Origin of the sequence: Prevotella sp. HMSC073D09 (assembly GCF_001814145.1) — a bacterium.
GTDB lineage: Bacteria > Bacteroidota > Bacteroidia > Bacteroidales > Bacteroidaceae > Prevotella > Prevotella conceptionensis.
This window is the reverse complement of record NZ_KV815121.1, coordinates 23,883-48,489: the sequence shown is the minus strand read 5'-3', so window position 1 is coordinate 48,489 and position 24,607 is coordinate 23,883. Positions and strand designations below refer to the sequence as shown.

General features: G+C 48.1%; 12 protein-coding genes. 1 reads left to right on the top strand and 11 read right to left on the bottom strand.

All coding sequences use genetic code 11. From position 1 onward, the window contains the following. Window positions 1-282 precede the first annotated feature (282 nt). The 10 genes from HMPREF2955_RS11090 to HMPREF2955_RS11045 all read right to left on the bottom strand — a co-directional run bounded on the left by HMPREF2955_RS11090 (window position 283) and on the right by HMPREF2955_RS11045 (window position 21,846). Complete coding sequence (locus HMPREF2955_RS11090) at window positions 283-1,440, bottom strand: purple acid phosphatase family protein (RefSeq protein ID WP_044259355.1); 1,158 nt, start codon at window positions 1,438-1,440, stop codon at window positions 283-285. 84 nt (window positions 1,441-1,524) lie between these two features. After that, a complete protein-coding gene (bglX, locus tag HMPREF2955_RS11085) occupies window positions 1,525-3,813 on the bottom strand; it encodes a beta-glucosidase BglX (RefSeq protein WP_070723556.1) in 2,289 nt (762 codons plus the stop codon). A gap of 110 nt (window positions 3,814-3,923) precedes the next feature. Beyond that, a complete protein-coding gene (locus HMPREF2955_RS11080) occupies window positions 3,924-6,440 on the bottom strand; it encodes a glycoside hydrolase family 2 TIM barrel-domain containing protein (RefSeq protein WP_070723555.1) in 2,517 nt (838 codons plus the stop codon). A gap of 449 nt (window positions 6,441-6,889) precedes the next feature. Further along, on the bottom strand, window positions 6,890-8,890 hold the full coding sequence (locus HMPREF2955_RS11075) for a glycoside hydrolase family 16 protein (RefSeq protein ID WP_070723554.1): 2,001 nt from the start codon (window positions 8,888-8,890) through the stop codon (window positions 6,890-6,892). Between the two features lie 156 nt (window positions 8,891-9,046). Further along, the gene (locus HMPREF2955_RS11070) at window positions 9,047-11,065 is read right to left on the bottom strand and encodes a cadherin repeat domain-containing protein (RefSeq protein WP_070723553.1); all 2,019 of its coding nucleotides are present in this window, start codon (window positions 11,063-11,065) and stop codon (window positions 9,047-9,049) included. A 15-nt stretch (window positions 11,066-11,080) separates the two neighbouring features. Then, window positions 11,081-12,766 (bottom strand): RagB/SusD family nutrient uptake outer membrane protein, encoded by a 1,686-nt coding sequence (locus tag HMPREF2955_RS11065; RefSeq protein ID WP_070723552.1) that lies wholly within the window; start codon window positions 12,764-12,766, stop codon window positions 11,081-11,083. Between the two features lie 26 nt (window positions 12,767-12,792). Next, a complete protein-coding gene (locus tag HMPREF2955_RS11060; RefSeq protein WP_070723551.1) occupies window positions 12,793-15,606 on the bottom strand; it encodes a SusC/RagA family TonB-linked outer membrane protein in 2,814 nt (937 codons plus the stop codon). Between the two features lie 57 nt (window positions 15,607-15,663). Next, a complete protein-coding gene (locus HMPREF2955_RS11055) occupies window positions 15,664-17,424 on the bottom strand; it encodes a RagB/SusD family nutrient uptake outer membrane protein (protein ID WP_070723550.1) in 1,761 nt (586 codons plus the stop codon). Between the two features lie 12 nt (window positions 17,425-17,436). Further along, window positions 17,437-20,856 carry a TonB-dependent receptor gene (locus tag HMPREF2955_RS11050; RefSeq protein ID WP_070723549.1) on the bottom strand — a complete coding sequence of 1,140 codons (3,420 nt, stop codon included), beginning with the start codon at window positions 20,854-20,856 and terminating at the stop codon, window positions 17,437-17,439. Between the two features lie 24 nt (window positions 20,857-20,880). After that, window positions 20,881-21,846, bottom strand: coding sequence for a FecR family protein (locus tag HMPREF2955_RS11045; protein ID WP_070723548.1), 966 nt, complete (start codon window positions 21,844-21,846; stop codon window positions 20,881-20,883). A gap of 824 nt (window positions 21,847-22,670) precedes the next feature. On the opposite strand from HMPREF2955_RS11045, the gene HMPREF2955_RS16330 reads away from it, so the two are divergent. Next, window positions 22,671-22,889, top strand: a complete 219-nt coding sequence (locus tag HMPREF2955_RS16330) for a hypothetical protein (RefSeq protein WP_168166893.1) — start codon at window positions 22,671-22,673, stop codon at window positions 22,887-22,889. A 309-nt stretch (window positions 22,890-23,198) separates the two neighbouring features. On the opposite strand, the gene HMPREF2955_RS11035 is transcribed toward HMPREF2955_RS16330, so the two are convergent. Further along, window positions 23,199-24,548 (bottom strand): TolC family protein, encoded by a 1,350-nt coding sequence (locus HMPREF2955_RS11035; protein ID WP_070723546.1) that lies wholly within the window; start codon window positions 24,546-24,548, stop codon window positions 23,199-23,201. Between the last annotated feature and the right edge of the window lie 59 nt (window positions 24,549-24,607).

Here is a 24,607-nt window from a genome sequence, read left to right as displayed (position 1 = left end):
CAAGTCCTGTGCAACGGCATGTTGCACAGGACTTATTGTTAACATGGGCTGCCAAGTGGGCTGCAAGTGTTGGAGGCGCACACATTATTGCACGATACGCACTACAACTTGCATGGAACACATGTGCCTTCCAAGGCCGTTCCCTGCCTTCATCAAAGTTTCTTTCCCACATTCATCACGATTTCTGTCCTGCTTTTATCAAGGTTTCCTCCCCGCCTTCATCACGATTTCTTCCCTACTTCACCCAAAGCATGTTTTTCTTCGTCAAGAGAAACTTGTTCCCTATTTCAATGGGAACGTAAAATGTTTCTTGTCTTTTCCTTTCAGTCCCACGTAGTCCACCTCCATTCTGCCATTTGCGATGCGGCAAAGCAGATAGGTGTTGTTGCTGTTTACCAAGTTGGGGAAATGAATAACCTCATTCGGTTCCTGATAGCCAAAGGCGTGAAGATGGGCAGAGAGCATCACCGACACGTTCATCTTATTGAGTTCGGGCGTCAAAGTCTTCTGCATGTGATAAGGTCCGTGCCATTTTTGAAGTGTCGGTGGAATATGAGAAAACACAATTAAGGGATGTTTCCCAACCTGTTTACTTTCACGAAGACCACGCAACCATCTGGCCTCTTCCTCACGATACTGGTCGTAATTAACGATACCGCTATATTCAATGTCCTCATCGGGTTTGTCCTCGCCCGAATCAATAAACAAGAAATCTATACCCGCCACATGTTGCAAGCGATAGTACTTGCCATTGTTCGTGGGAAAATAGCGATAGAGATAATCGGCAAATTGTCCGCGTAGTTCATGATTACCGCGATTAAAAAATAAAGGCGTGTGCGTTGCAAACATACGTACGCAGGTATCCAAATAAGCCTCCATCATGTGTTGTTGGTTCCTCAAACGGTTAGACATGTCGCCATTGAGCAACACAAAGTCCAGTTTCTTAAAGTCTACATTCTTACACAAGTCTTTCATAAACTGCGCGCGTTCGTGAATATCGTTCAGCACAAGGAACGTCACTTCGCGCGGCTTTGCAGGGAAAGTCTTAAACTCGTACGGTTTTCCGCGCCACACATCGGTGCATGCCGTCTTTCCCAATGTAACCCAATCATCGTAGCGCCATTCGGCAACCTCTTGCGTAAACACCCGATAACGATACTTCGTATCAGGTTTCAAGCCCTCGATACGCACGCGATGCACACTATCCGTCAGCACCTTTCTTCCGGCCAACACATCGTAATAGCGTTGCCGCGCCCTCCCATAGAAATGGTCTGTGGAGTCGGGCGCAATCTCAACCCACGACATTCCAGGAACGTCAGTTACCCAAACAATTGTAGTACCCGTGCTGTCCATGTCGCAAATCCAAGGGCCATGCGTCACTTTAATGGCTTTGGCACCGACAGCAAACAGCAACATCAAGCTAAACAATAAACATCTCATGTGCTTTTTATTTAAATTCGTCAATAACATTCATCTTTAAGAAAACCCTATAAATCATACGAAAGACATGGCAGATGGTACCATTCACTGACTTATATAATATGGTGTGCGGCTGTCGCCCTTCCACGTCGCCTCTTTCTTTTGCAAGTCCTCACTATTCTTTCCCACCATTATTTCAAACGTTCCAGGTTCAACAACATATTGCATCGTGTTGTCCCAAAATCCCAAATCATGAGCATGGAGCACGAAGTCAACGCGCTTTGTCTGCCCCTTAGGGATGAAAACCTTTTGAAAACCCTTCAACTCCTTCACTGGCCTAACCATCGAGGCCACCTTGTCGGCCACATAAAGTTGCACAATCTCCTCACCGTCAAAGCGGCCCGTATTGGTTACTTCGGCAGACACTTGCAGCGAACCATCGGCAGCAAACTGCTGCGGACATTGCATTTCGCCGTACGAGAACGTGGTGTAACTTAACCCATAACCAAAAGGATACAGGTTTTTATTGGGCACATCAATATGGCGAACGGTTGAGCTATGGGGCATATCGCCAGGCCTTCCCGAACGTTTATAGTTGTAATAATTGGGTATTTGCCCCTCCGTAAGCGGAAAAGAAGTGGTTAACTTGCCCGAAGGTACGGCATCGCCAAAGAGAATGTCGGCCACAGCATTGCCGCATTGCGTACCTGGGAACCAAGCCTCCAGCAGTGCATCCGACTGCTCATCCACTTTCTCTAAACATAAGGGACGCCCATTCATCAGCACAACCACAAGCGGTTTGCCAGCCTTACGCAGCGTATCGAGCAACGCTTGTTGCTTACCCGGCAAGCGAAGCACGGCCCTACTGCGCGACTCTCCGCTCATCAAGGCCTTCTCTCCCACAACGGCTATCACCACATCGCTATGCTTTGCAGCCTCGAAAGCCGCCGAAAACTCGTGCGTGGAGGGGTCTAAGAAGTCGCAACCCTGCACATAGTTAAGCACAACATCCTTGCCCAGCTTGTTTTTAATGCCGTCTAGTACAGTTACCACATCTTTTTCTTCACCCCGCGCTTTCCACGAGCCCATCACCTCAGAGCGATTATTTGCCAGCGGACCAACAAGCGCAATGCGTTTCGTTTGCTTAGAAAGCGGAAGTGTGGCGTTGGCGTTCTTCAACAACACCATTGATGCCGTGGCTGCCTTTCGGGCCAAAGCGGTAACAGATTCAGAGCGTACCTCACGGCGTTCGCGTTTCAAATCAAGAAAGCGATAAGGGTCGTCAAATAGTCCTAAAACATATTTTGCTCGCAATATGCGTTCAACAGCGGCGTCTATCGCGTGCACATCCAGTTGCCCTTCACGCACAGCCTCCTCCAAACAACGGTTATATAGCCCATCGGTCATATCCATATCCACCCCTGCCCGAAAAGCCATCAGGGCCGCATCCTTATCTGTTTCGGCCACGCCATGCGTCTTCAACTCTTGCACGGCATTCCAATCGCTCACCACAAACCCTTGAAAGTTCCACCGATTACGCAGCAGTTCGGTCATCAACCACCGATTTCCGGTAGCAGGAATGCCATTAACGCTGTTGAAAGCAGACATGAAAGTCTTTACGCCAGCATCTACACAAGCCTTAAAGGGCGGCAAATAAACCTCGGCTAAGGTAGACAAGGAGAGGTCTACCGGGGCATAATCGCGCCCTGCCTGCGGTGCGCCATAGGCCACAAAATGCTTGGCGCAGGCAAATACAGCATTGGTTTTCCCTAAATTCCATTGAAAGCCCCGCACTCGTGCCGCTGCAATTTGGCTTGCCAGATAGGTGTCTTCACCTGCTCCTTCAACAATCCTCCCCCATCGTGGGTCGCGTGCAATGTCCACCATTGGGGCGAAGGTCCAATGAATGCCCGATGCAGCAGCCTCAACGGCCGCAGCCTTAGCGGTTTCGAACATGAGATTGGTGTCCCAAGAGCACGACTCGGCCAAGGGTGTTGGGAATATCGTCTTGTAACCATGTACTACATCGAACGCAAACAGAATGGGAATTTTTAAACGCGACAGCTGCATATTCTTCTCTTGCAACGGCCGCAGCTTGTCAACACCGCCTACATTGAGTATGGAACCCACCATACCACGAGCAAAGAGCGAGTCGGAAAGGGCCCCGCTCTGCGGTCCTGTCAGCAAAGAACCCCCTACATATTGAGAAATCTGCCCAATCTTCTCGGCCAATGTCATCTTTTGCATGAGCGACGTCACAAATTGGGTTTCTTTATCTGCTGCGCTTAGTTCTTTCTTCACCAGCTTTCGCGGCTGTTTGGCATGGGCATGTTGCGCATGTCCAACAAGTAGGCTACCCATCATACAGGCAACAGCTAAGACACTTCGTTTCATATTCTTCGAGATTGTTGTTTTTTATTTCGTTCAGATGTTATGCCGTCCGCTCAAACCGAAACGCCTTTTTACAAGCATCGTAGCGGCACTAAATGGAGGGACTTTAAGTGTTAGCGCGCATCAACCGTGTTGATTACAATGGTTTGTGGGGCTAAATCCACAGCCTTTGCGGTAAGCCGAACGGCAGAAGGCGACTTGCCCGCCTGCACCACCACCAAGCATTTGCCGAAGAAAGCGCGCCGCTCGTGAGCCTGAAAACGTTCCAACGAAAACGGACTTCCATTGTCAACGCCTGCAATTTTGGCCTCTCCCGTCAATGAAAACAAGATGTTGTTTTCTGCCCAAGGACACAGATTGCCGTCTTTATCCACCACTTCTACCGTAACAAACGACAGACTTCGGCCATTGGCTTTTATCACTTGCCGATTAGGAGTTAGCCGAATATGATGGGGCGCACCAGCCGTTTTCAACAACTTCTCGGCCACAACCTTTCCGTTTTTCCTAGCAACCACACGCACGTCCCCAGGTTCAAACGTTACGCGCCAGGCCACATGGTACTCGTGTTCGTTGCGCTTTTGGCGTACACCTTGCGACTTCCCGTTCACAAAAAGTTCAACTTCGTCGGCCCGATTATAATAACACCACAGGTCTATGGCTTGCCCTTCTATCCAGTTCCAATGCGGAAAGAGGTGCAACACAGGCCCCTTTGTCCACTCACTCTGGTATAGATAGTAAGCATCTTTGGGAAAACCGGCCAAGTCTACCAATCCAAAATAACTGCTCCGAGCAGGGAAATTAAACGGTGTTGGTTCGCCAATGTAATCAAAGCCCGTCCAAATAAACTGACCAGCGCAATAAGGCGTGTGTTTCACCACGTCCAACGTAGCCTCGTGGGTTGAACCCCAATGGGCGCAACAATTATCGTAAGCCGAACAAAGGAACGTGGGGTCGGTGAACGGGCGCTTACGCCCAGGCAAGCGATAAACCGAGTCGCTCGGCATTTTATAATAGCCACGTGTCTGCAAAGCCGACACCGTTTCGGTCATCAGGAAAGGCTTTTCGGGGAAATTCTGCGGCACATCTTTCACCTTTTTCTGATGATAGTTAAAGCCAATCACATCTAATGCCCCACTTTTAAACAAGTTGTTGTCGGGCGACACCTCATTGCACCCTGCCGTAATAAGTCGGGTTGAATCATAACGCCGCACAATGGCGGCCAACGCTTGGGTGAGTTTTGCTTTAACATTAAGTGTGTCGCCCTGCGCCAATGCGGCCTTATCCCTGCTGTTGTTCAGCAAAATGTTCACATCCTCTAATGCCATTCCGGCGTTGTCCACCTTGTTCCATTGTTCCAAAACCTCGTTACCAATGCTCCAAAGAATGATAGAAGGGTGGTTGCGGTCGCGCAAAACCATATCTCTTAAATCGCGTTCGAACCAGGTCTTGAAATGCAACGAATAGTCGAAAGGCGTTTTTCCGTGCAGCCAACTGTCGAAAGCCTCGTCAACAACTAGCATTCCTAGGCTGTCGCAAAGGTTCAAAAGTTCGGGTGCCGGCGGGTTATGCGAACACCTTATGGCATTTGCGCCCATCGCTTTCATCATCGAAACTTGCCGATAAAGGGCGTCTTCGTTAATGGCTGCGCCCAAACAACCTAAGTCGCCATGCAGACAAACGCCGTTAATCTTCATGTTTTTGCCATTTAAGAAAAAGCCTTGTTTAGCATCAAACGCCACCGTTCGCATGCCCATCCTTATGGTATCGCCATCCAGCACACGCCCATTCTCTATAATTTCGGTTGTTAGGGTGTAGAGATATGGCGAAGCAGGCGACCACAATTGCGGTTTAGGCATACGCATTTGCTGTTTTACCGTTGTTCCCGAAACAGCAACATCACAAGTTTTCGATGCCTGCATAACCAGCCGGCGAGCCTTATTCCACAGCTTTTGGCGCACCGTAACCCTACGACTGCGCCCACTGAAATTCTCAATCTGCGTGTTGAGCGTTACATGTCCTACACCCTTCTTCACCTCAGAAATGGCTTGCACGCCCCATTCTGCCACGCGTACATCTGTTGATTTCGACAAATATACGTGGCGATAAACACCACATCCTGTGTACCAACGGCTGTTAGGCTGCCGCGAATTGTCTACCTTCACGGCCACAACATTGTCGCCTTGCTTGTTAAGGTGGGGCGTAATGTCGTAACTAAAACTGATAAAGCCATAAGGGCGCGTGCCCAAAAGCGTGCCGTTTACATACACCGACGTGTTCATATATGCGCCATCGAAGTGCAGAACATAACGAGACGCGGCATCGCTGTCGTGCAAAGCCAAATGCTTTCTGTACCACCCTATACCGCCAGGCAATGCCCCGCCGTTGGCCCCCGATGGGTTTTGGGCATAAAAATCGCCTTCAATTGCCCAGTCGTGCGGCAAATCCAACAGGCGCCAAGCATCGTCTTTAAAGTCGGGTTGCAAGGGGGCATCGTCTGGATGTAAGGCAAATCGCCAGCCTTCGTCCCACAAATGGCGTTCGGCCGCATGGCATACCACTGTGCAGAACCACAGCAATGACACCGCTATTATATAGGGAGGTTTGAGGAAAGGATTGGTAAATGTTCTCATCTTTGAATTGAGATGGTTATGATTTTTGTTATCAACTTATGGCATGTTCTAAAAATTCCTCGCAAAGGTTCATTTGTTGTTCCTTGTATTGCTCTTCACTGTCTTTTTGCTTTTATCTGGCATCTTTTGCTTATTCTTTCAGAAAGCATAGTTCACTGTGCTCCTTCAAGAAGTAAGCAAAACCTGCTCAGCTAAAAGCTAAAAACACAGCAAAGGTAATTTTTAGAACCTGCCTTATCAGTACAAAGCCGTTTGTAGTGTGGCTACAAGCGGCTTGTAGTCACGCTACAAGCATCTTGTAGTGCCAGTACAAGCGTCTTGTAGTGTCAGTACAAGCCGCGTTGTACTGGTGTTTAAGCCTGCAATGTGCTAGCTTACGCATAAGAAATGAACTCCTAACTCTAAGGCGAAGAAAGGCCACGACGTATAGGAGGAAACAATCTTTTACCTTATTTTACGATTACTTTACGACCCCCTACGATATAGATGCCGCGCGGAAGCGTGCCTTCCTGCCAGCGTTCGGCCACTTTGCGGCCGTCGATGGTGTAGACGGCCGTGTCGGTTTGGGCGTGAGTTTCTACCTTATTCACAGCCGTATTCTTCTTTTCGCCAACAATTCGCACACTTCGCAAGTAACATCCCTTGCCCGTTACGGCCAGTCCGTGTTGCTTTAACTCCTTTACGGCTTGCGCGTTGAGGGTAAACGTGTAGGTGTTTTCGTCACGCCCAGCCTTTAATGGCAAAACGTTTCCTGCGGCTTTATCGGCCGAAAGGTCTGGTCTCTGGTTCTTGCCTGCTTCTGGTTTCTTAAATTGTTGTAGGCAAAGCGTTCCTCCGGCAGCAACGTCTCGCACCATCACTTCTATTTGTTGGCCTTTCTCTATGTCTGCAAACATGGTGGCGGGAATAAGCACCTCGCCATTTTCCATTTGTTTGAAACCAACCCACTTGGCACTGTCTCTTTGCGAACGGCAAACGGAGAACAAGCGGATGTTTTCGCCTTTCATCACGCCCCCTTTGGCTTTCAGTTTCTGGCAGAGGTCGTCTGTAACAATAAAGGTTACTTGTGCATCGCGTTGTGCAAGTTCGGGTTTCAGTGTTGTAATGGCATTGCCGTTGTAGTCGTAGATGTCGAGTTTCAGCTTTCCCACTTTTCGATATTCAGAGTTGCTGAGCGTGTCGATGTCCATTACAAGCTGATCGCCCACTTGCAAGCCCTTAAACTGCGTTGCAGACATTTCTAGTGCCACGTTTTTTGTTTTCCAATCCGAGCCCTTGGGCATAGAGCCAAGCCATAATGCCTTATTGGTTCGCTTAAAAACGCGCAGCCAATCAATATCCATTTCATAATTGCGAGGCACTTTATTGAGGTCTCCGCCATACTCTGGGTCCATTTCAGGATACAACACGCCACCGCCTTGGCCGTCGGGTTTGCCGCCAACCTGTCCGGTTATGGCCACATCCCAAATATGGTCGATGTTGCCTTTAATGTATTTGTCTTTCAACAACTCATTGAAACGATACTCAGAAGAGCCGCCTACCTTATCCGTTTTGGTTGTAAATACCGACCTTACCCTTCCATCTAACAAGAAACTAACGGCTAGATGAACAGAAGAGTCGCCCGGCAGCGGGTCCATTTGCGCCCCGTACACATGGAAATCTTCTGCCGGATTGAAGTCAATCTCCCTTATGCGGTCGGCAAAATCGTTATGGTTATAGGTTGTTTTATATTTGGTTTCGCCTGTGTTTGGGTCCTTATATGCCTTTGCGCGGTCTAGTCCGTGTACGGATTGGTGAATGGTTCTTTTCCCTTTAAAATGGTAAGTATGCCCTTCCCAGTTATGTGTTATGTCCTTATCATCATCGTTTACGAAGAATTCTTCGAGGTCAATTTCAAAGGTTCCGGCACCCCCATAGCGGTGGCGCAACCATAATGCCATCCAAACACCAATGGTATAAGGTATCTTTGCCTTTACTTCGATACGCGAATAAAGCGGATAATACCTGCCGCCACCCTCGGCATCTCGGCTAGACAACGCGCCCGACCACCACCCAATTGTGGTATAATTGTGGTTAGGTTTTAGCGGATAACGCATTATTGGGCCATAGTCTACATCGGGGTCGGGCGGTGAAGGACGGCGAATGCCCGTCTGAATGGCATCTCGCGTGGCACGAACTGTTAGGATGCCGTTCTTTACCGTAACCATTTTGTCGCGGTAAACCTGCGCCATACCTTGGCCCGTGTTATTGCCATAGTAATCGTTGGCGTAGTTTTTTGTGGCATCTCCATAGAGTCCCCAAAGCTTTTTATCGACAGACGAGCCGTTAAACTCATCGCCTTTCAAGCTGGTCCAACCGGGTAAAGCGTGCGTTTTAGGCACATTGGGTTGTGCGCTTATGCTGATGTAGCCCATACTTAGGGCACAAATGGTTGCAATGATTGTTTTCATACTTCCTGTATTTTTTGTTGTATTGTAAGTCTATCGCTATCGCTTGGCGACGTTATGGGATAGCACTCGCCACACGATAGGACAGACCCTACAACACCAGATGATTAGAATAGCCGTGCAATACGATAGCGATTGCAAAGTTGCTCGATAGAACTTTTAAGGTTCTTGGATTGTTGCTTTCTTTGAAACAAAGTCTATCGTTATCTTTGTTCCTGCCTTCCACACATAGTCTTTGTTGGGTTCGCCTTCGCCATTTTTGCGATACAGGAAGGCCTTAGACACTGGGTCGACGTAGACTTCGCGTTTCCACGAGCCAAACTTCTTCACCTTTTTAAAGGCAGGTATGTTGGGATAGATGCGCATGCGGCCTCCACTGGCAAGCGTTGCGCTCATGGTTCGCCCATCGGCATTGGTTGTAAACTGTACCGCAGAGCCGCCACAATCGCCCGACAGCTCTAGCGGCTGGATGGCAATTTCGCGCGAATCCAACCCCACATAGATAAGATATATGCCATCGCTAGGCACAACAGCCCTATCGTTTACAACGTTATAATCTGTTACAGTTTTCAGTTTGGCAAAGTTTCCTTTACCAAAAGCTTTCTCTGTTGAGAACTCCAATGCCGTTCCGCCACGCAGATACGTAATGTAAAACCAACGAGCGGCACCGGCATAGCCATTCTCAAACGATGCTATTTCGGGAGCATTCCAATCCCATTTTCCAAAGTCGTCGCCTGTCATATAAAGTTGCTTAACCCCTTCTGGTATAAGGTTTTCGGGGGTTGTTCCGCCAAAATCAGCCGTATTGTCGGCCATGTTGAGCGTAACCGTTGTGCCTTTGGCCACTGGTAGCGCAGGCATTTCGTTCACGGCTACACCCGGATAAACCACCTTGCCGTTGCGAATGGTGAACTGCATCGTTGACCAATCGCGTGCATTTTGGTCGGAAAAAGCAAAGAGATTAAGGTTTCCCGTCTCAGTTATTTCTACCTGCAAGCGGCTGCCGTTGGATGTTAAGGGCAGTTCTTTATTGCCCAACGCCTCTCCTGCGGCATACACTTTTGGCGTTTCAAAGGCAATTAATTTGCGGTCTAAGTTTACATAAACCAAATACAGTCCGGTAGTGTTCACCGTGGCTTTTCCATTTCCATCCAAAGTAACGCCCTGCATCGTGGTTAACGAAGAAAAGGCTTGCGAACCATCTTTTGCCGTTGCCCATTCCACCGTTTTCCCTGCTTGCAAATGGCATAACCGCCAAAATTCGCCATTGCCAACAGCACCAACAGGTGCCATCTTCACCACATCGTTGGTGTTCCATGCCCCAAAATTGGTGCCACCCATATAGAGTTCGTTGGCAAGTCCCGTTACTTCAACGCCCTTTCCACCCATACGCGCAGCAAACTTTCCTGTTAAGACATTGTATTGCACCTGCACATTGTACTGTCCTTTCAAAGGGAATTTAAGCTTTACGGCAGACTGATTGGTGAGTTCTTGATAAACTTCGGTAAGTTGGTTGGTGCGTTCTGCCAAGGCCATGCCCGTGAAGACAGTCGACAGCGTGTCGTTCTCCGTATCGCTGTCGCGCAGATAAAGTGGAACGCCATTGTTCATGTTGAACACATACTTATTGGGCAATAGCTGTTGGGTAGAGTCGGCATTGCTCCAAGTTACGATGTGCGAAAGCTTGTCGTAAGCCACGTTGCTAAGCGCAACAGCCGTATTTCCGTCTGAGGTAAGCGCGCCATCGGCTTGCATGGCGAACTGCATGGGGATGAGGGTCAACTCTTTTCGTTGCTTGTTAACAACCACTTGGTAAAGCCCTTCGGCAGGAACAGAGAAACCTTCGGCATCCGCTGATAAGCTAAACGTATTGGCGTAGTTATTGGCAAGCGTTATTTCACTTCCCTTGCCATAGGGCACAGGCTGTCCGTCGGTGCCAACATACGAGATTTTAAAATGGCCATCTTTCTTCAACCAAGCGCGAAGGCTTAACATGTTGGCACGCGAATTGGCCGTTAATCGCCCAGCCTCTATGGGCAAAGAAAATTCGGACGAGGGGCCAGAAAGGTAAACGCCTTCGGGGACATCCACCACTTCATCGTAGGCTATGTTGTTTTCGGTGCAAGCCATCGCGCCTAAGAGGGACAGCATTGCCACTATATTCTTTAACTTTATCATGATAAGATTGTTTAATTACCAGCCATTATTTTGTTTCCATTGCTTTAATTTGAGCACTTCCGACTGAGGTATTGGATACCAATACATCTTGGGCTGAAACACTCTTTGTTCCACTTTTACAGGCATGTAGGTGTATCCGCCCAAAGGCTTTCGCTCAATTTGTACGCCCATGAGGGGTGCTCCGAGCGTAGAAGAGGCAATCTTCCAGCGGCGAACATCCCAAGAGCGGTGCTCCTCAAAGGCCAATTCAACACGGCGTTCGTGCTGAATAACAGCGCGCATCTGCTCTTGTGAAAGTGCTGACACGTTAGGGAGTGATGCCCGATTACGAACTTTATTGAGATAAAGGGCTATATCGGGATTTGTTGGGTCGCATTCGTTAAGTGCCTCGACATAATTCAAATAGATTTCTGCCAAGCGAAACAGCGGAACAACATGGCCACTACTACTGCCTCCCGTTTGGATGTTCACATCTTCATTGAGGAATTTGCGCAGATAATAGCCTGTTTTCGTGGCGTTGGGGTTAGGACTTGCATCTGCTCCTTCTGGATAAGTGGCAACCTTTTTGCCTTTAAATGGCGCCATGTTCATTAAGATGGTAGCCCCTAAGCGTGCATCCCTATTCTCAAAAGGCTGCGCAGCCTTGGCCGGGTCGTTCCAATCGAAAGGCGTTCCATCAAGCATTTCGTAGTCGTCCACTAAGTTTTGCGAGGGGTTTGTGCCACCCTTTCCACCAAAACTAACGGGGAAATTACTTTTTTCAAAATCGGAATTGGCAGCATATCTACGTACAAAGATATACTCTTTGTTTTGAAAATCATTCTTAAACAAGTCGGCATAAGACGATGCCAGCTCATATTGATTGAGGTCGATAACCGCTTTTGCGGCATCGGCCGCCGATTTCCACAGCGCAACGTCCGTAGGTTTGTTGGCTTCGTTTGTATCACCGAAGTCAACATAAAGCGGACTGGCCGCATAGAGCAACAAACGACTCTTTAAGGCTAAGGCTGCACCTTTCGTAGCACGGCCAAAGGCATCGTTTACGTTTCTCCACGGCGTGAGTTCAAGCGTATCGGCAGCTATGTCACACTCTTTGGCAATGAAGTCCACAACTTCTTTCATCGTTGGGCGCGGCGTGTTCTCATAATTCCCGTTAATGCTAAGCGTAGAGGTGACAATGGGGATTGGACCATAGCGTTTGAGCAGCTCGAAATGAAAATAAGCGCGAAGGAAACGCGCCTCGGCACGCCACATGCGGATGTCTTTCAGGCTGTTGGCATACTCCACTTGCTTGTCGGGGTCTAGGCGAGAAATGTCGAGATTCACATGATTTGTGTTCTCCAACAACGTACAACACTTGGAAATACCCGAATAGTAGCGGTTCCACACATCGTCCGGATTGTTTAAAGCATTCCATGAGCCATTGTTAAGCTGCTGAATTTCCGCCGATTCGATGGCAAACTCGGCATCGTCTGTTGCCGAGGCCAACATTGCTTCTCGCGAAAAGCGGTTCAACCCGTCTGGAAGTAGCGTGTAAGCATAGGTTAGGTACTGCTTTGTTCGATTGTAAGAATCGAAGGTTGCAGTTTTATCTATAAAGGAATCTTCTTCACGATCCAGAAATCCATTACACGAACTGAGGGTGAAAGCAATGCTTATCGCTGCAGAAATGTAGATATATGAAAAGAACTTTGCGTGCATAAGAATAGGTTTTAATGGAAAATAAATTAGAATGCGAGTTTCAGACCCACACTAACAGTACGCATGAGCGGGTAGCTTAAGAGGTTGTCTTGCTCGGCATCGCCCAACTTTCCAAGGTGATCGAGCGTAAACAAGTTGGTTGCATTGATGTAGAAATACACGCTGCTTAGGCGTAATGCACGCGAAACGCGTTCGGCAAGTTCGTAACCTACCTGCACATTACGCAGTCTTAGGAAACTTCCATTGCGCCGCCAGAAGGTAGAAGTGCGGTAGTTGTTGCTAAAATCAACTGTCGACAAACGCGGATAAGTGGCATCGGTATGTGTGGGTGTCCAACTGTCTAAGGCTAAGTTAGAGGCCGTTCCGTTGTTTTGGAAAGAGTAAATACTGGCTCCCCGCAAATAAATGTCGCGCTGGGCAACCCCTTGAAACAGTACGCTAACGTCAAAACCCTTGTACTTCATGCCTCCACTCAGCATATAGTTCCATGCAGGAACGGTTGCATTGCCAATGGGGTGCGCATCGTTCTCGTCGATGATTTGGTCGCCATTATAATCCTTATACTTAATGTCGCCAGGTGCAACATGTCCGAATTGCGGTTGTGGCAAGGCAGCCTTTAATTTGCCGTCGCCGTCAAAGTCGTTGGCCGTATAGAACCCGTCGGCCTCCAACACAATGGGTTTCCACACGGGGTTGCCTTTCCTATAAAGGTAGCTTTCGGCTTTTACATCTTCTCCTTGTTCATCAACTCTACTCATGGCATACCATGTTCCGGCCTCAGCAAAGTAAGATATTTTATCGCTAACCTTACCTTGATAGCGCGCTTTGAATTCGAAACCATGATTAGTAACCTTACCCACATTCATCAATGGGAGTATGCCGCCATAGGATGCGCCTACGATACCCAGCACTTGGGCATAGGGATAAGTGAGAATTTCTGATTGGGTTTCGTGGAAAACATCGAGATTAATGGAGAGATTTCTCCACAACGTGGCATCGATGCCCACATTAAAGATACGTTTCTTCTCCCACGTTACAGAGGGATTGGCCAGGGTTCTCTCGGTAAAGCCAGAAGATTGTGAACTTCCTACACCGAAAAGATAACTGCCATTGCCGCCATAAGTCTCGTCATAGATATAGCGGGCCGACGTTTGGTTGTTGCCCGTAAGGCCATAAGAGGAACGCAACTTCAAGAAGTCGACCCACGATGCCGCTTTCATAAACGACTCGTTGCTTACTATCCATGCCGCAGACAACGCAGGGAAGACGCCAAAACGATGACCGCGAGCGTAATTATCGGTTCCCATATACGAGGCAACCAACTCTACAACATATCGTTTGTCAAAGTCATAGGTCAAACGTCCTGCAAAGTTTACATAGCGTTCATCGTCGCGCACATTATATAATTGGTAGCGGTCGTTGAGCATCAACAGCATGGCGTGAATGCCATGCTTGCCGAAACGCCGCTGATAATCAATCTGTGCCTGCAAGCCCACACGCGTTTGGCTGGTTCGAAACCCCTCTGTGGCTGTTAGTGCAGCATCAGAACCATATTGCATGTAGCTATAAATCGGGTTGTTTTGCGCATCAACGCCTGTTTGTGTAAGCGAATAACGTGCATAATCACGCATTTTGGGCGACGTTTCTGCCATGAAATTGTGGTAGCCAAACGTCACCTTGGCACTCAATCCGCGCACCAAAGCACTAAAATCATATTGTAAGCCGAAGATAACTTGCAACGAACGAGAGTTTTCTTTGTACAAACCGCGATTTAAAAGGTTTGCCACGGGATTGGTATAAAGCGAAGTTCCGCCAATACTTCCATTCGGGTTGTACACGGGGAAAGCATTAGGGGGAGTGGTCCATATAGATTTTAGGTAGTCGTCTGCACCACCGCCGCCGGGCGTTGTCTTGTCTGCCAGACTTGCACCCGAATAAAGCGATGCTCGGAAATAACGCGTGATGTCAACATCCAAGTTGGCTCTGAAATTATAACGCGAATAATCTACATTGGCACTTTCACGCCCCTTAGAGTCGGTTCCACGATAAAGGCCGTCGTTTTGCAATAGGCCAGCCATGACATAATAGTTCAAGCCACCACCGCCTCCGCGAAAGGACAGCTCGCCCATCGTCAGAGGCGTGGTGCTTTTATATACTTGCTTTTTCCAATCTACATTGGGATATAGATAACCATTACTGCCCGACTGATAGGCCGACAGGGCCTCGTCTGTATACAAAGGAGCCTTCCCGTCATTGGCAAGTGCCTGATTATAGAGGCTTGCATAATGGTAAGCATCCATCGGCGAGTCCATGATTGTAGGTATCTGAATGCCCGTTTGCATGCGAAATCCTATCTTCGGGGCAGAATGAAAGCCTTTCTTCGTTGTGATGAGCAACACACCATTGGCTCCTCGCGAACCATATATGGCCAATGCCGCAGCATCTTTCAACAAAGAAACCGACTCAATCTCTTCTGTGGAGATGTTATCCAGCGGCGTTTCAAAGCCGTCGACGAAGACAAGCATTTGTTGTTTGCCGTTGAACGAGCTCACTCCACGCGTGAACATGTTCTCCATATAAAAGTCGTAACCAGGCTCGCCCGACTTTTGGAGCATCGACAATCCCGGCAACAATCCCTTTAACGCATTGCCCACCGTTGGCGATGTAATCTCCATTAGGCGTTCGCCCCCTACAGTTGAGATGGCAGCCGTTTGTGCCCACGAGGGTTGTGCGCCGTATGCAATTTGTGTTGCCGCCGTATCTGCGGCATTTTGTGCATTTACAGGCGAACAGAACAGCATGAGCGCACATCCTATATTAATATAATCTCTGTATTTCATTGTTCTATCTTTTTTGCATTAAGGCATACTATAACGTACCATATATTTACCATATATTTACCATCCTGGGTTTTGGATGAGGTAGCCTTTATTTACTTCCTTTTGGTCAATGGCATATAAATAACAATTATCATTCCAAAAGCGATGCTCAAACACATACGGCTCATAGTGGATATGAGTCTTGTTTCCATCCGTGGAACGAATTTTCAAACCATAAAACTTACCCTTCATCACGCCTTCTTCGCCAGTGATGCGCCATCTCCGAATATCCCAAAAGCGGTGATCTTCGAATGCCAACTCTACCGAACGCTCGTTACGAAGTTTCGTTCGGAAGGCCTCTTTCGTCATTCCCGCAGGGAAATCGGGCATGCCCGCACGCGACCGAATAAGGTTCACAGCATCATAAGCTGCCTGTGGTGGTGCACTCTCGTATTCGTTAAGTGCCTCTGCATAGTTTAAATATAGTTCTGCCAACCTAAACACTGGCCATTGCACATTGGCTGTGTTGCTGCCATTTACATGTAGTATGCGGGGAACCCACTTGTGGAGCAAATGGCACGTGCGGTCCATCTTTGATTTCTCGGCTCCGCCTTCAAGGAAGTTGATAAACGGTATTTCATCGTTCCAACTACTGCTGTGATAAGCAACGGTTTGCTTAAATCGTGGGTCAAGACTGTTATAGATATCAATAAGGTTGTCGCCTCCGTTCATATTCCAATCTGCGGGTTCGCCATCAGCACGTTTCTCATAATGCCGAACAAAGTTGAATGTCACATACAGTCCGGCATCGCCCCAAGCCTTATTCATCGCCCATGTAGGCAGATTTGCAACCAAAGGACGGCTCGTTGTCTTGAAGTTTCTATACTTCATGTTACCCAAAATAATTTCTTCATTATCTGGAATGGTCCACACATCCTCATAGTCTTTATCGGGATTGCCCGTGTTATACAGCCGATAATGCCCCGAGTTAAGCGCTGCATCGATAGTGGCTTTGGCTGCATCGGCGGCCTTTTTCCAACGTTCCTTGTCATAATTGCCATAACCAATAAGCTCTTCGTGACCAGGGAATGCCATGTAAGGCGTATTGGTATTGAACAGCGGACTTGCTGCATAAAGCAACACCCGTGCCTTCAAAGCCAAGGCGGCAATGCGCGTAACGCGCCCAAGCTTAGTGTTATCGGTATAATAATCGGGTAGATAGCGTGTGGCGCGGTCGCAATCTACAAGAATAGAATCAATGCAATCGGCAAAAGAACTGCGAGAACGTTGTGAGAAGTCGGTTGGGTCAATCACTTCTCTTACAATCGGCATACCGCCATAACGATACACGCCTTCCCACAGCAACATGGCTCTCATGAAGTAGGCCTCGCCCGTTGCGCGTTTATTAAAATCGGGGTCTCCTTCATCGAAAGGCACTTCATGAATGCGTTTCAATATAAGGTTTGCCACACGTGTAGTGTGGTTTCGCAAATAAAAGCGGCAGTCTTCATCCCAAGTAAAGTTGCTGTTCGTATGGTTACCTGCATTCCATGCGGCATTACCCATTGCCCAGGTAGCAACATCCTCGCCTTCGTCGCAGGCGGAGGCCAACGTAGAAGACGACAACAGCCTGCGGTCGGTGTTAGAACTGCTCATGCAAAAGCCATAAGGCATGCCCTCGGCATAAAGCGTAGTCAACAATTTCTCTGCATCTGCACGTGTTGCGAACACCTCGTTCTCTCCATAATCAACAGAAGGCGGAGTTTCAAGGAAGTCGGAACAGGCAACCAACAATACGGGAGCAAATATCCATGCTATATATGATGATTTCTTTTTCATAAGGAAGGTTTTTTAGAATTGAACATTTATGCCGACATTGTAGATTTTCTGCAACGGATAGGTGTTGATTTCTGTTGCACCGCCTTTTGAAGGTGCCTCAGGGTCTAAGTCGATAACGTCTGTCCAAGTAAACAGGTTAGTGCCACTAACATAAAGCCTTAAACTCTCTAAGCCCAGAGCTTTGAGTTGGCTCTTGCGAAAAGTGTAACCTATCTCAACGTTCTTCAAACGCAGATAGTCGGCATTGCGAATCCAAAAATTAGAGTCTTGATAGTTATTATCGGTATCTCGCGAAGGGCTCATCGACAAGCGAGGGAAGTTAATGGCCTCTCCCCGTTCGTAGCGTTCCTGTGTCCAACGCTCCAATATTAAGGTCTTCGCACTGTTGTGTGCGTTGATAAACGGCCACAACGCACGCCCAAAGTATTTGATTGAGACATGGGATGCGCCCTGAAAGAGGGCGGAGAAGTCGATGCCGCGCCAACTACAACCAACCGAGAAACCATAGATTATCTCCGGAGTTGGCGAATATCCGATGGGCACCATGTCGTACATGTCTATCTTTCCATCCTTGTTCACATCCACATAGCGCATGTCGCCGGGCTGTAAGCGATTGCCGTTCCAACTGCTTACTGGGCGGTCCAGTGCGTTTATCTCTTCCCACGAGTTATAGAACCCGTCGAAAAGCAGGCCATAGAACTGCCCTACGCGCCTACCAGTACGCATTTGATAGGCATACTTCTCAGGCACTTCGTCTTGAAAAAGAATTTTATTGCGCGCAAAAGAATAGTTGAAACGGCCCCAATAGTTAAAGTCGCGAATGTTGTTGCGATAGTTCACGTCTAATTCAAAGCCTGCGTTTTCCATCTCGCCCATGTTATAAGCCGGCAACGATGCCCCAATCAGCATGGGCGCGCTGTTTCTGTTTGAGAGAATGTTGTTACGGCGTTCCTTAAAATAATCGAACGACACCGTGAGGTGATTTTTCAAGAAATTCATGTCGACACCTAAATTAAGCTTACGCGCTTTCTCCCATGTCAGCAACGGGTTGCCCAAGCGTTTCTCTTCTATCATCTGCGAATAAACGGGGTTTGCAGACGAACCGAAGTTGTAGCCCGTAAGCTTTCCGCTTGTTTCACCATAGACAGAGGGCAGGTACAAAAAGCGGTCGCCACCAATCTTATCATTACCTACCTCGCCATAGGTTGCCCTTAACTTCATGTAAACCACCCAGTTGTTCTTAGGGAAGAAAGGTTCTTCGCTAACAACCCAACCGGCCGAAACTGCTGGGAAGAAACCAAACCGACGGCCGGCGGCGAAATTCTCCGTGCCGTTATAACCCATGTTGAACTCTGCCAAATACCGATTGGCATAGCCATAAGTAACACGCCCGACAATTCCTTGATAGGCATTGGGAACATGGTAAGCCAAGTTCGGGGCATAATATTTACTTTGGTTGTAAAGCAAGAGTGCCGTGGCCTGATGCTTTCCAAATGTTCGGTCGAAGTGAATACCGGTTTCAAAATACACCTTCCTGTTTTTGTCATACTCGAAACCACCGCCCCAAGTTCCTGCCTCATTCTGGGGAACAAGGATAATATGGGTGGGGTCGTTCGGGTCTCTCTTCGGTACAAAGGTCTGCATGGTTTTCACCGAAAGACGCCTACTATTATAATAACTGTCGTAAGAGGTGCTGGCATGAACCGACAACCCTTTCAGCAACAGCCGCGACAGGTCGTACTCAAAGCGCAGCGTTGTATTGATGGTATTGGCAAAGGTGTTTTTATAGCCATTGTTCAACAAGGCTTGCCAAGGGTTTTCGTCGTCGATGGTGTTTTCAAGGCGAACCAATTTCCCATCCACCATGCCGGGAGTTCCCAGCGGAGTGGCCCAAGATATTTCTTTCCACAGGTTGCTATTGCCAAGGCCCGGCGTACGGATGTCGTTTATCTGGGTAGACAACTGCACAACGGCCTTAAAGTCTTGTGTGATGTTAAAGTCGAGATTTGAGCGGAAGTTATAACGTGTGTCAGAGGCATTCACATCATGGTCGCGGTCTATTTTTGTGTATTTGTACATGCCACCCTGATTAAAAAAGCCAGCCGAGATAAAATACTTCACGCGGTCTGTGCCGCCCGATATGTTGAAGTTGTGTTGCGTGCGCAACGAGGCTTTACGCAAGAACGTTCCCACCCAGTCGGTATTAGGGTGCATAATGGGGTCGGTTCCGTCGCGATAGAGCCTTATGTCTTCGTCGGAAAAGCGTGGAACGTAGGCCGTTCCCTTTGTATAGGCATCGTTCTTCAACGCCTCGTTATACATTTCGCAGTATTGTGCGCTGTTCAGATAATGAGGCAAGGCGGTAGGCGACTGAACGGCTACATTGCCCGAATAGCTTAAATGGGGTTTGCCCTTCTGCCCTTTCCGCGTGGTAATTAAGATAACACCATTTGCACCACGAACACCATAAATGGCGGTGGCCGAGGCATCTTTAAGTATGCTTACCGATTCAATTTCGTTGGGGTCAAGTCCGTTATAATTGGGACGTTCCACTCCATCAATCATCACCAACGGCGCCGTATTGTCAGAAAACGTACTCACACCACGAATTAACAGCGTAGAATTGTCTTCGCCAGGCGCGCCACTTCGCTGCATGGCAATCAGTCCGGGCATCTTACCCACCAGCATGTTACTGATGTTGGCCTGTGGGGTCTGCACCAAATCTTTTGTCGTTACCGATGCGATAGCCCCCGTTACCGATGCTTTCTTCTGTGTGCCATAGCCCACAACCACCACTTCGTTGAGGTTTTGCGCCTCGTCTTCGTTTAAAGTAATCTTTAAGTTCGAATTGTTTTTGATGGGAACCTCGCGTGTGGCAAAGCCCATATAAGAAATTACGAGCATGCCACTGGCAGGAACATCCAACGAGAACTCGCCCTCCGCGTTGGTAACCGTGCCCACCTTCGTGCCTTTTACTAAAACGCTGGCACCAATAATCGGCTCGCCGTTTTCGTCGCGAACAATGCCCGATAGTTTCTTCTTGTCCGTTGTGTCTGCGTTCTTTCCTCCTGTTGGTTTCGCTCCCTTCCGTTCTGCATTCTCAACCTTGCCTTTCACCAACACAATGGTGTTGTTGTTGAAAGCGTATTGAATGCCCAAAGAAGAGAACACCTGCGCAAGTGCTTTCTCCAACGGCCAATCCTTACACACGCACGTAACTTTCGTCTTGGGTTGAAGTACGTTGTTGCGATACACAAACGTATATTTTGTTTGTTTCTCAACTTGCCGAATAAATTGGCTCACTTCTTCGTTTTGAAGATTAAGACTAACATTGCCGCGCTGGGCCGACAACATTGTTGGTACAAGCAACAATACCATTATCAACAAGAAACGAAGAAGGCTCTTCCTTCTACTTTTTAGATTGCCTGCCATCTGATATAGGTTTTTAGGTTTTGTTTATTCAATAACTACATAACCACGATTTACACGATACTTAAAGCCATATTGCATGCTCAACGAGTGGAGCACACTTTCTAATGTTTCATGATAAAACGAACCTGTAAGCAGGTCGTTTGCCAAATGCCGGTTGCGAAGTTGGATTGTTACGCCATACCAATTCTCTATTTCGTGCAGCACTTCGCCGAGCGGTTTGCTGCTAAACGCCAAATAGCCGTCTTTCCATCTTCCGTCGCTGGCACCATCATTGTCGCAAATCTCGATGTTATGCGATGCGGGTTGATAAATAGACTTCTTACCGGGCAGCAGTTGATAAGCCTGCCGAAGGCCTTTGGCCGAAAGACGAACCGCGCCCGAAAACAAAGACGTCTCTATTTCGCCCGAATGGCATCGCACATTAAACGTTGTGCCCAACACTTCGATTTGCATATCGTTTACATGTACCCGAAACGGGCAGTTGGCATCTTTGGCCACATCAAAGTAAGCCTCGCCTTTCATCAACACCACTTCGCGATGTGCTTTGGGCACCACGTTGTAACGCAACTGACTGTTTCCGTTAAGGCTTACATGGGTTCCATCGGGCAACGTTATCACACTCTTGCTGCCGGCCTTTACGTTTACATAAGTGTAGACGGGCGTTGCCGAGTTCAGCGAACGGAGGCCCCAATAACCGCCACCAAGCAGGGATAGCACCACCACTACCACCGCCGCATAGCGCAAAAACGTGTGAATAAGCTTTCGGCGTCGCCCCTTTTGTATCTCCGCATGAATGCGTTGCCATATTCTTTGCTGCGACTCATCGCTCATTACTGCCCATTCAGACGACAGGGAAAAGTCTTCACACATCAAGTTCCACAACTCCTCATCGGTGGCTTTCGTCACCTTGCGTTGCAACTCCTCAAAATCTTCTGCCGACAGTTGCCCCGATAAGTATTGTTGATATAAATCTTCGATACGTTTGTCCATATATACTGTTAACTTCTAATACATATACGCCAATACGCCAATACGATACTTGTATATAACTTTCGTTAACTCTCTTACTGGTTTTAAACTGGGCGAATGCCCTTGTCAACTCGTCAACTGGTTAACTAGATAACTGGTCAACTCATCAGCTCGTTAACTTGTCAACTCGTCAACTCGTCAACTGGAAAATCTTAAATTTTATTTTACAATATCGCTCTTGTTTTCACTCCGTTCTAGCGAAAAAACAGGTTAAAAGGTAGGCAAATAACTACTGTTTCTGGCTTTTCACGCCTTTCACTTTGTCTGTTTTTGGGAAGAAAACCTGCATTTTGCACCATTTTGCCTTTCTAGATTGGTTGCCGACCCGTATTTTTCCAACCCCAAATTACCCACTTTTAGCCCCTAAAACCCACTTTTTAATGGCTATTTTGCCCTTTTTGGCCATGTGTTTCATGGTTCTAAAAGGTTTTGTTTATACAATTGTGGTGGATATTTATGCTTTTCGTTCCGCATTAAGTGGCATTTAGCACTGCGTTTTGCACCTTTTTACCTTGCATTTAGCAGCATTTTGCCTTGCGTTTAGCACCAAAACGCACTGTGTTTTGCCGCAAATTGCACTGTGTTTTGCTGCAAATAGCCCAAAAGCAGGTGCAAATACCAGTTCTTTGGAATATAAATTCATTTTTCCACATTGGCGTACTAACCCCTTTTTGCACAAAACAAACCTTCGCGAGAATCGATTTTTTGCGGCAAGGTTGGCAATTGGTGAACAAAAAGGGCACTTATCATGTTAAATTCCTTACTGAAAACTAGACAAAAAGAGATTGTGCCGCATACGCGCGCGTGGGCAACGGCACAGAAACACGTACGCTTACTACTGCCAACGCGAGCGTTTGCAGGGCATGCTGCTCACGGCCAACGGAGACAACATCATGGAAACGCAGAAACAATCTGCCATTGACAGCCCGTTTTCAGCTTGTGGAGAATACATTGAATGGGGTAACGACATGCGAAGAAAGAAGAGCATGTGGGGGGGAGGTTAGGGCCTATATGCAAGACATCCCGAACAGAAAAGACTGTTCGGGATGTCTGCATACAAAGGCGTTGATGCGCCAAAGGAGAAACGAATGTGCGGAGTTCGACGGCCAATCAACAGGGGCATCGCTATCAAGTTGACTGCCTGCTGCAAGTTAACTGACGGTGCATGGCCATCAAGTTGACTGCCTGCCGCAAGCTAACTGATGGCGCATGGCCATTAAACTAGCCCTTTATCGCTGTTGAGTGAATGGGCGACTTCGGCCCATTGACCATCGCACCGCTGTTGCATCGACACCACATTACATGCGCCGCGCCTACCTGCCAGTGGCTTTGAGATAGGCGGTGCGGGCATTGAGGTAAGCCACAACAGCCTCGCTGTACTGGTTGCGCGCCTTTTGGTCTTGCGTTTGGGCATCAAGCAGGTTGCTCATTGTGCCCGTGCCAGCCTCGTAGAAGTCTTGGTTTAGGCGCAAGTTTTCGGCCGCTTGCTCCATGCTCAGCTTGGCTAGTTGTATTTGTTTGTAGGCCGTTTCAAGGTTGTCGTATGCGTTTTGCATCTGGATGAGCAGCAGTTGTCTGCTGTCTTCCTTTTCTTCTACGGCAATTTGTTCGGCAATTTTCTGACGTTTCAGACCGCGATTGCCCCACCAATTGCTGATGGGCACGCTTAGTGTGGCTAGTCCTATCACGTTGGTGCGGCCCTTATTGGTGAGGTCGTGGTACATGCCCGCAACGCCAATGGCCAGTGTCGGCATCATTTCGCCGCGCTTAACGCGCGTTAGCAGGCGGTTGGCCTCCACCTTTTTGTCGAGCAAACGCATCTCGGTGCGTTGCTCTAAGGCCGAGTTGTGGTTCACGGAGAGTTGCCGCGGGTCGGGTAACTCGGTGGTAAGCGAACGGTCGATGTCGATGTTTTCGCCTTGTTTGCCGATGTATTGTGCCAAAACCATCTTACAAAGCGAGATGCCGTTGTTGAGTTTCAAGCGGTTCACCGCCATTTCGTTTTGTTTCAACTTCACGCTCAGCACATCGTTCTTGTTGGATACGCCCGCTTCGTAGGCGTTGTTGGCGTCTTTAAGGATGTTCTCCAACTGCTTGTCGGCAGCATCTAAGGTCTTTTCTTGTTCGTAGAGTGCCAACAGCTGGTTGTAATACACCTCAGTTGTTTGTGCCACTTCGTCTGCGTTTTGTTCAAGCATCAGCTCTTTCACCTGCGTTTGCACGGTGGCCAACTTGTTGGCGTTGATGATACGCCCGCCTGCAAAAACGGGCTGCATGGCTATGATTGATGCCAACGTGCCGTGCTTAATGGCCTGAAAGGTGTAGCTGGTGGGCAATGCGGCTAGTATGGCGGGGTTAAGCCCTATGCCTTTTACTATGGCACCCAGTTTCTGCTGGTCGGCGGGTGACAGCGAAATTTCTTCCTGCATCAGATAATCGGCAGAATGGAAGTAAGTTCCGTTGGCCGTAACCGTTGGCAGATACTTGGTGCGCGCCTCTTTTTGTTGCTCTTTGGCATCTGTTATTTCTAGTCTTGCCCGTTTCAGTTTCACGTTGTTTTCCTTAGCCAACGCTTTGCATTGGTCTAACGAGTATGTTGTCTGCGCCTTGGCTGCTATGGGCAAGCATAAGGCCAAGAGCAGGGGAAGTTTATTGATGTTCATGAGTTTATGAGTTTATGAGGAGTTAAAGGAGTTAAGGAGTTATGGAGTTAAGCCGTATG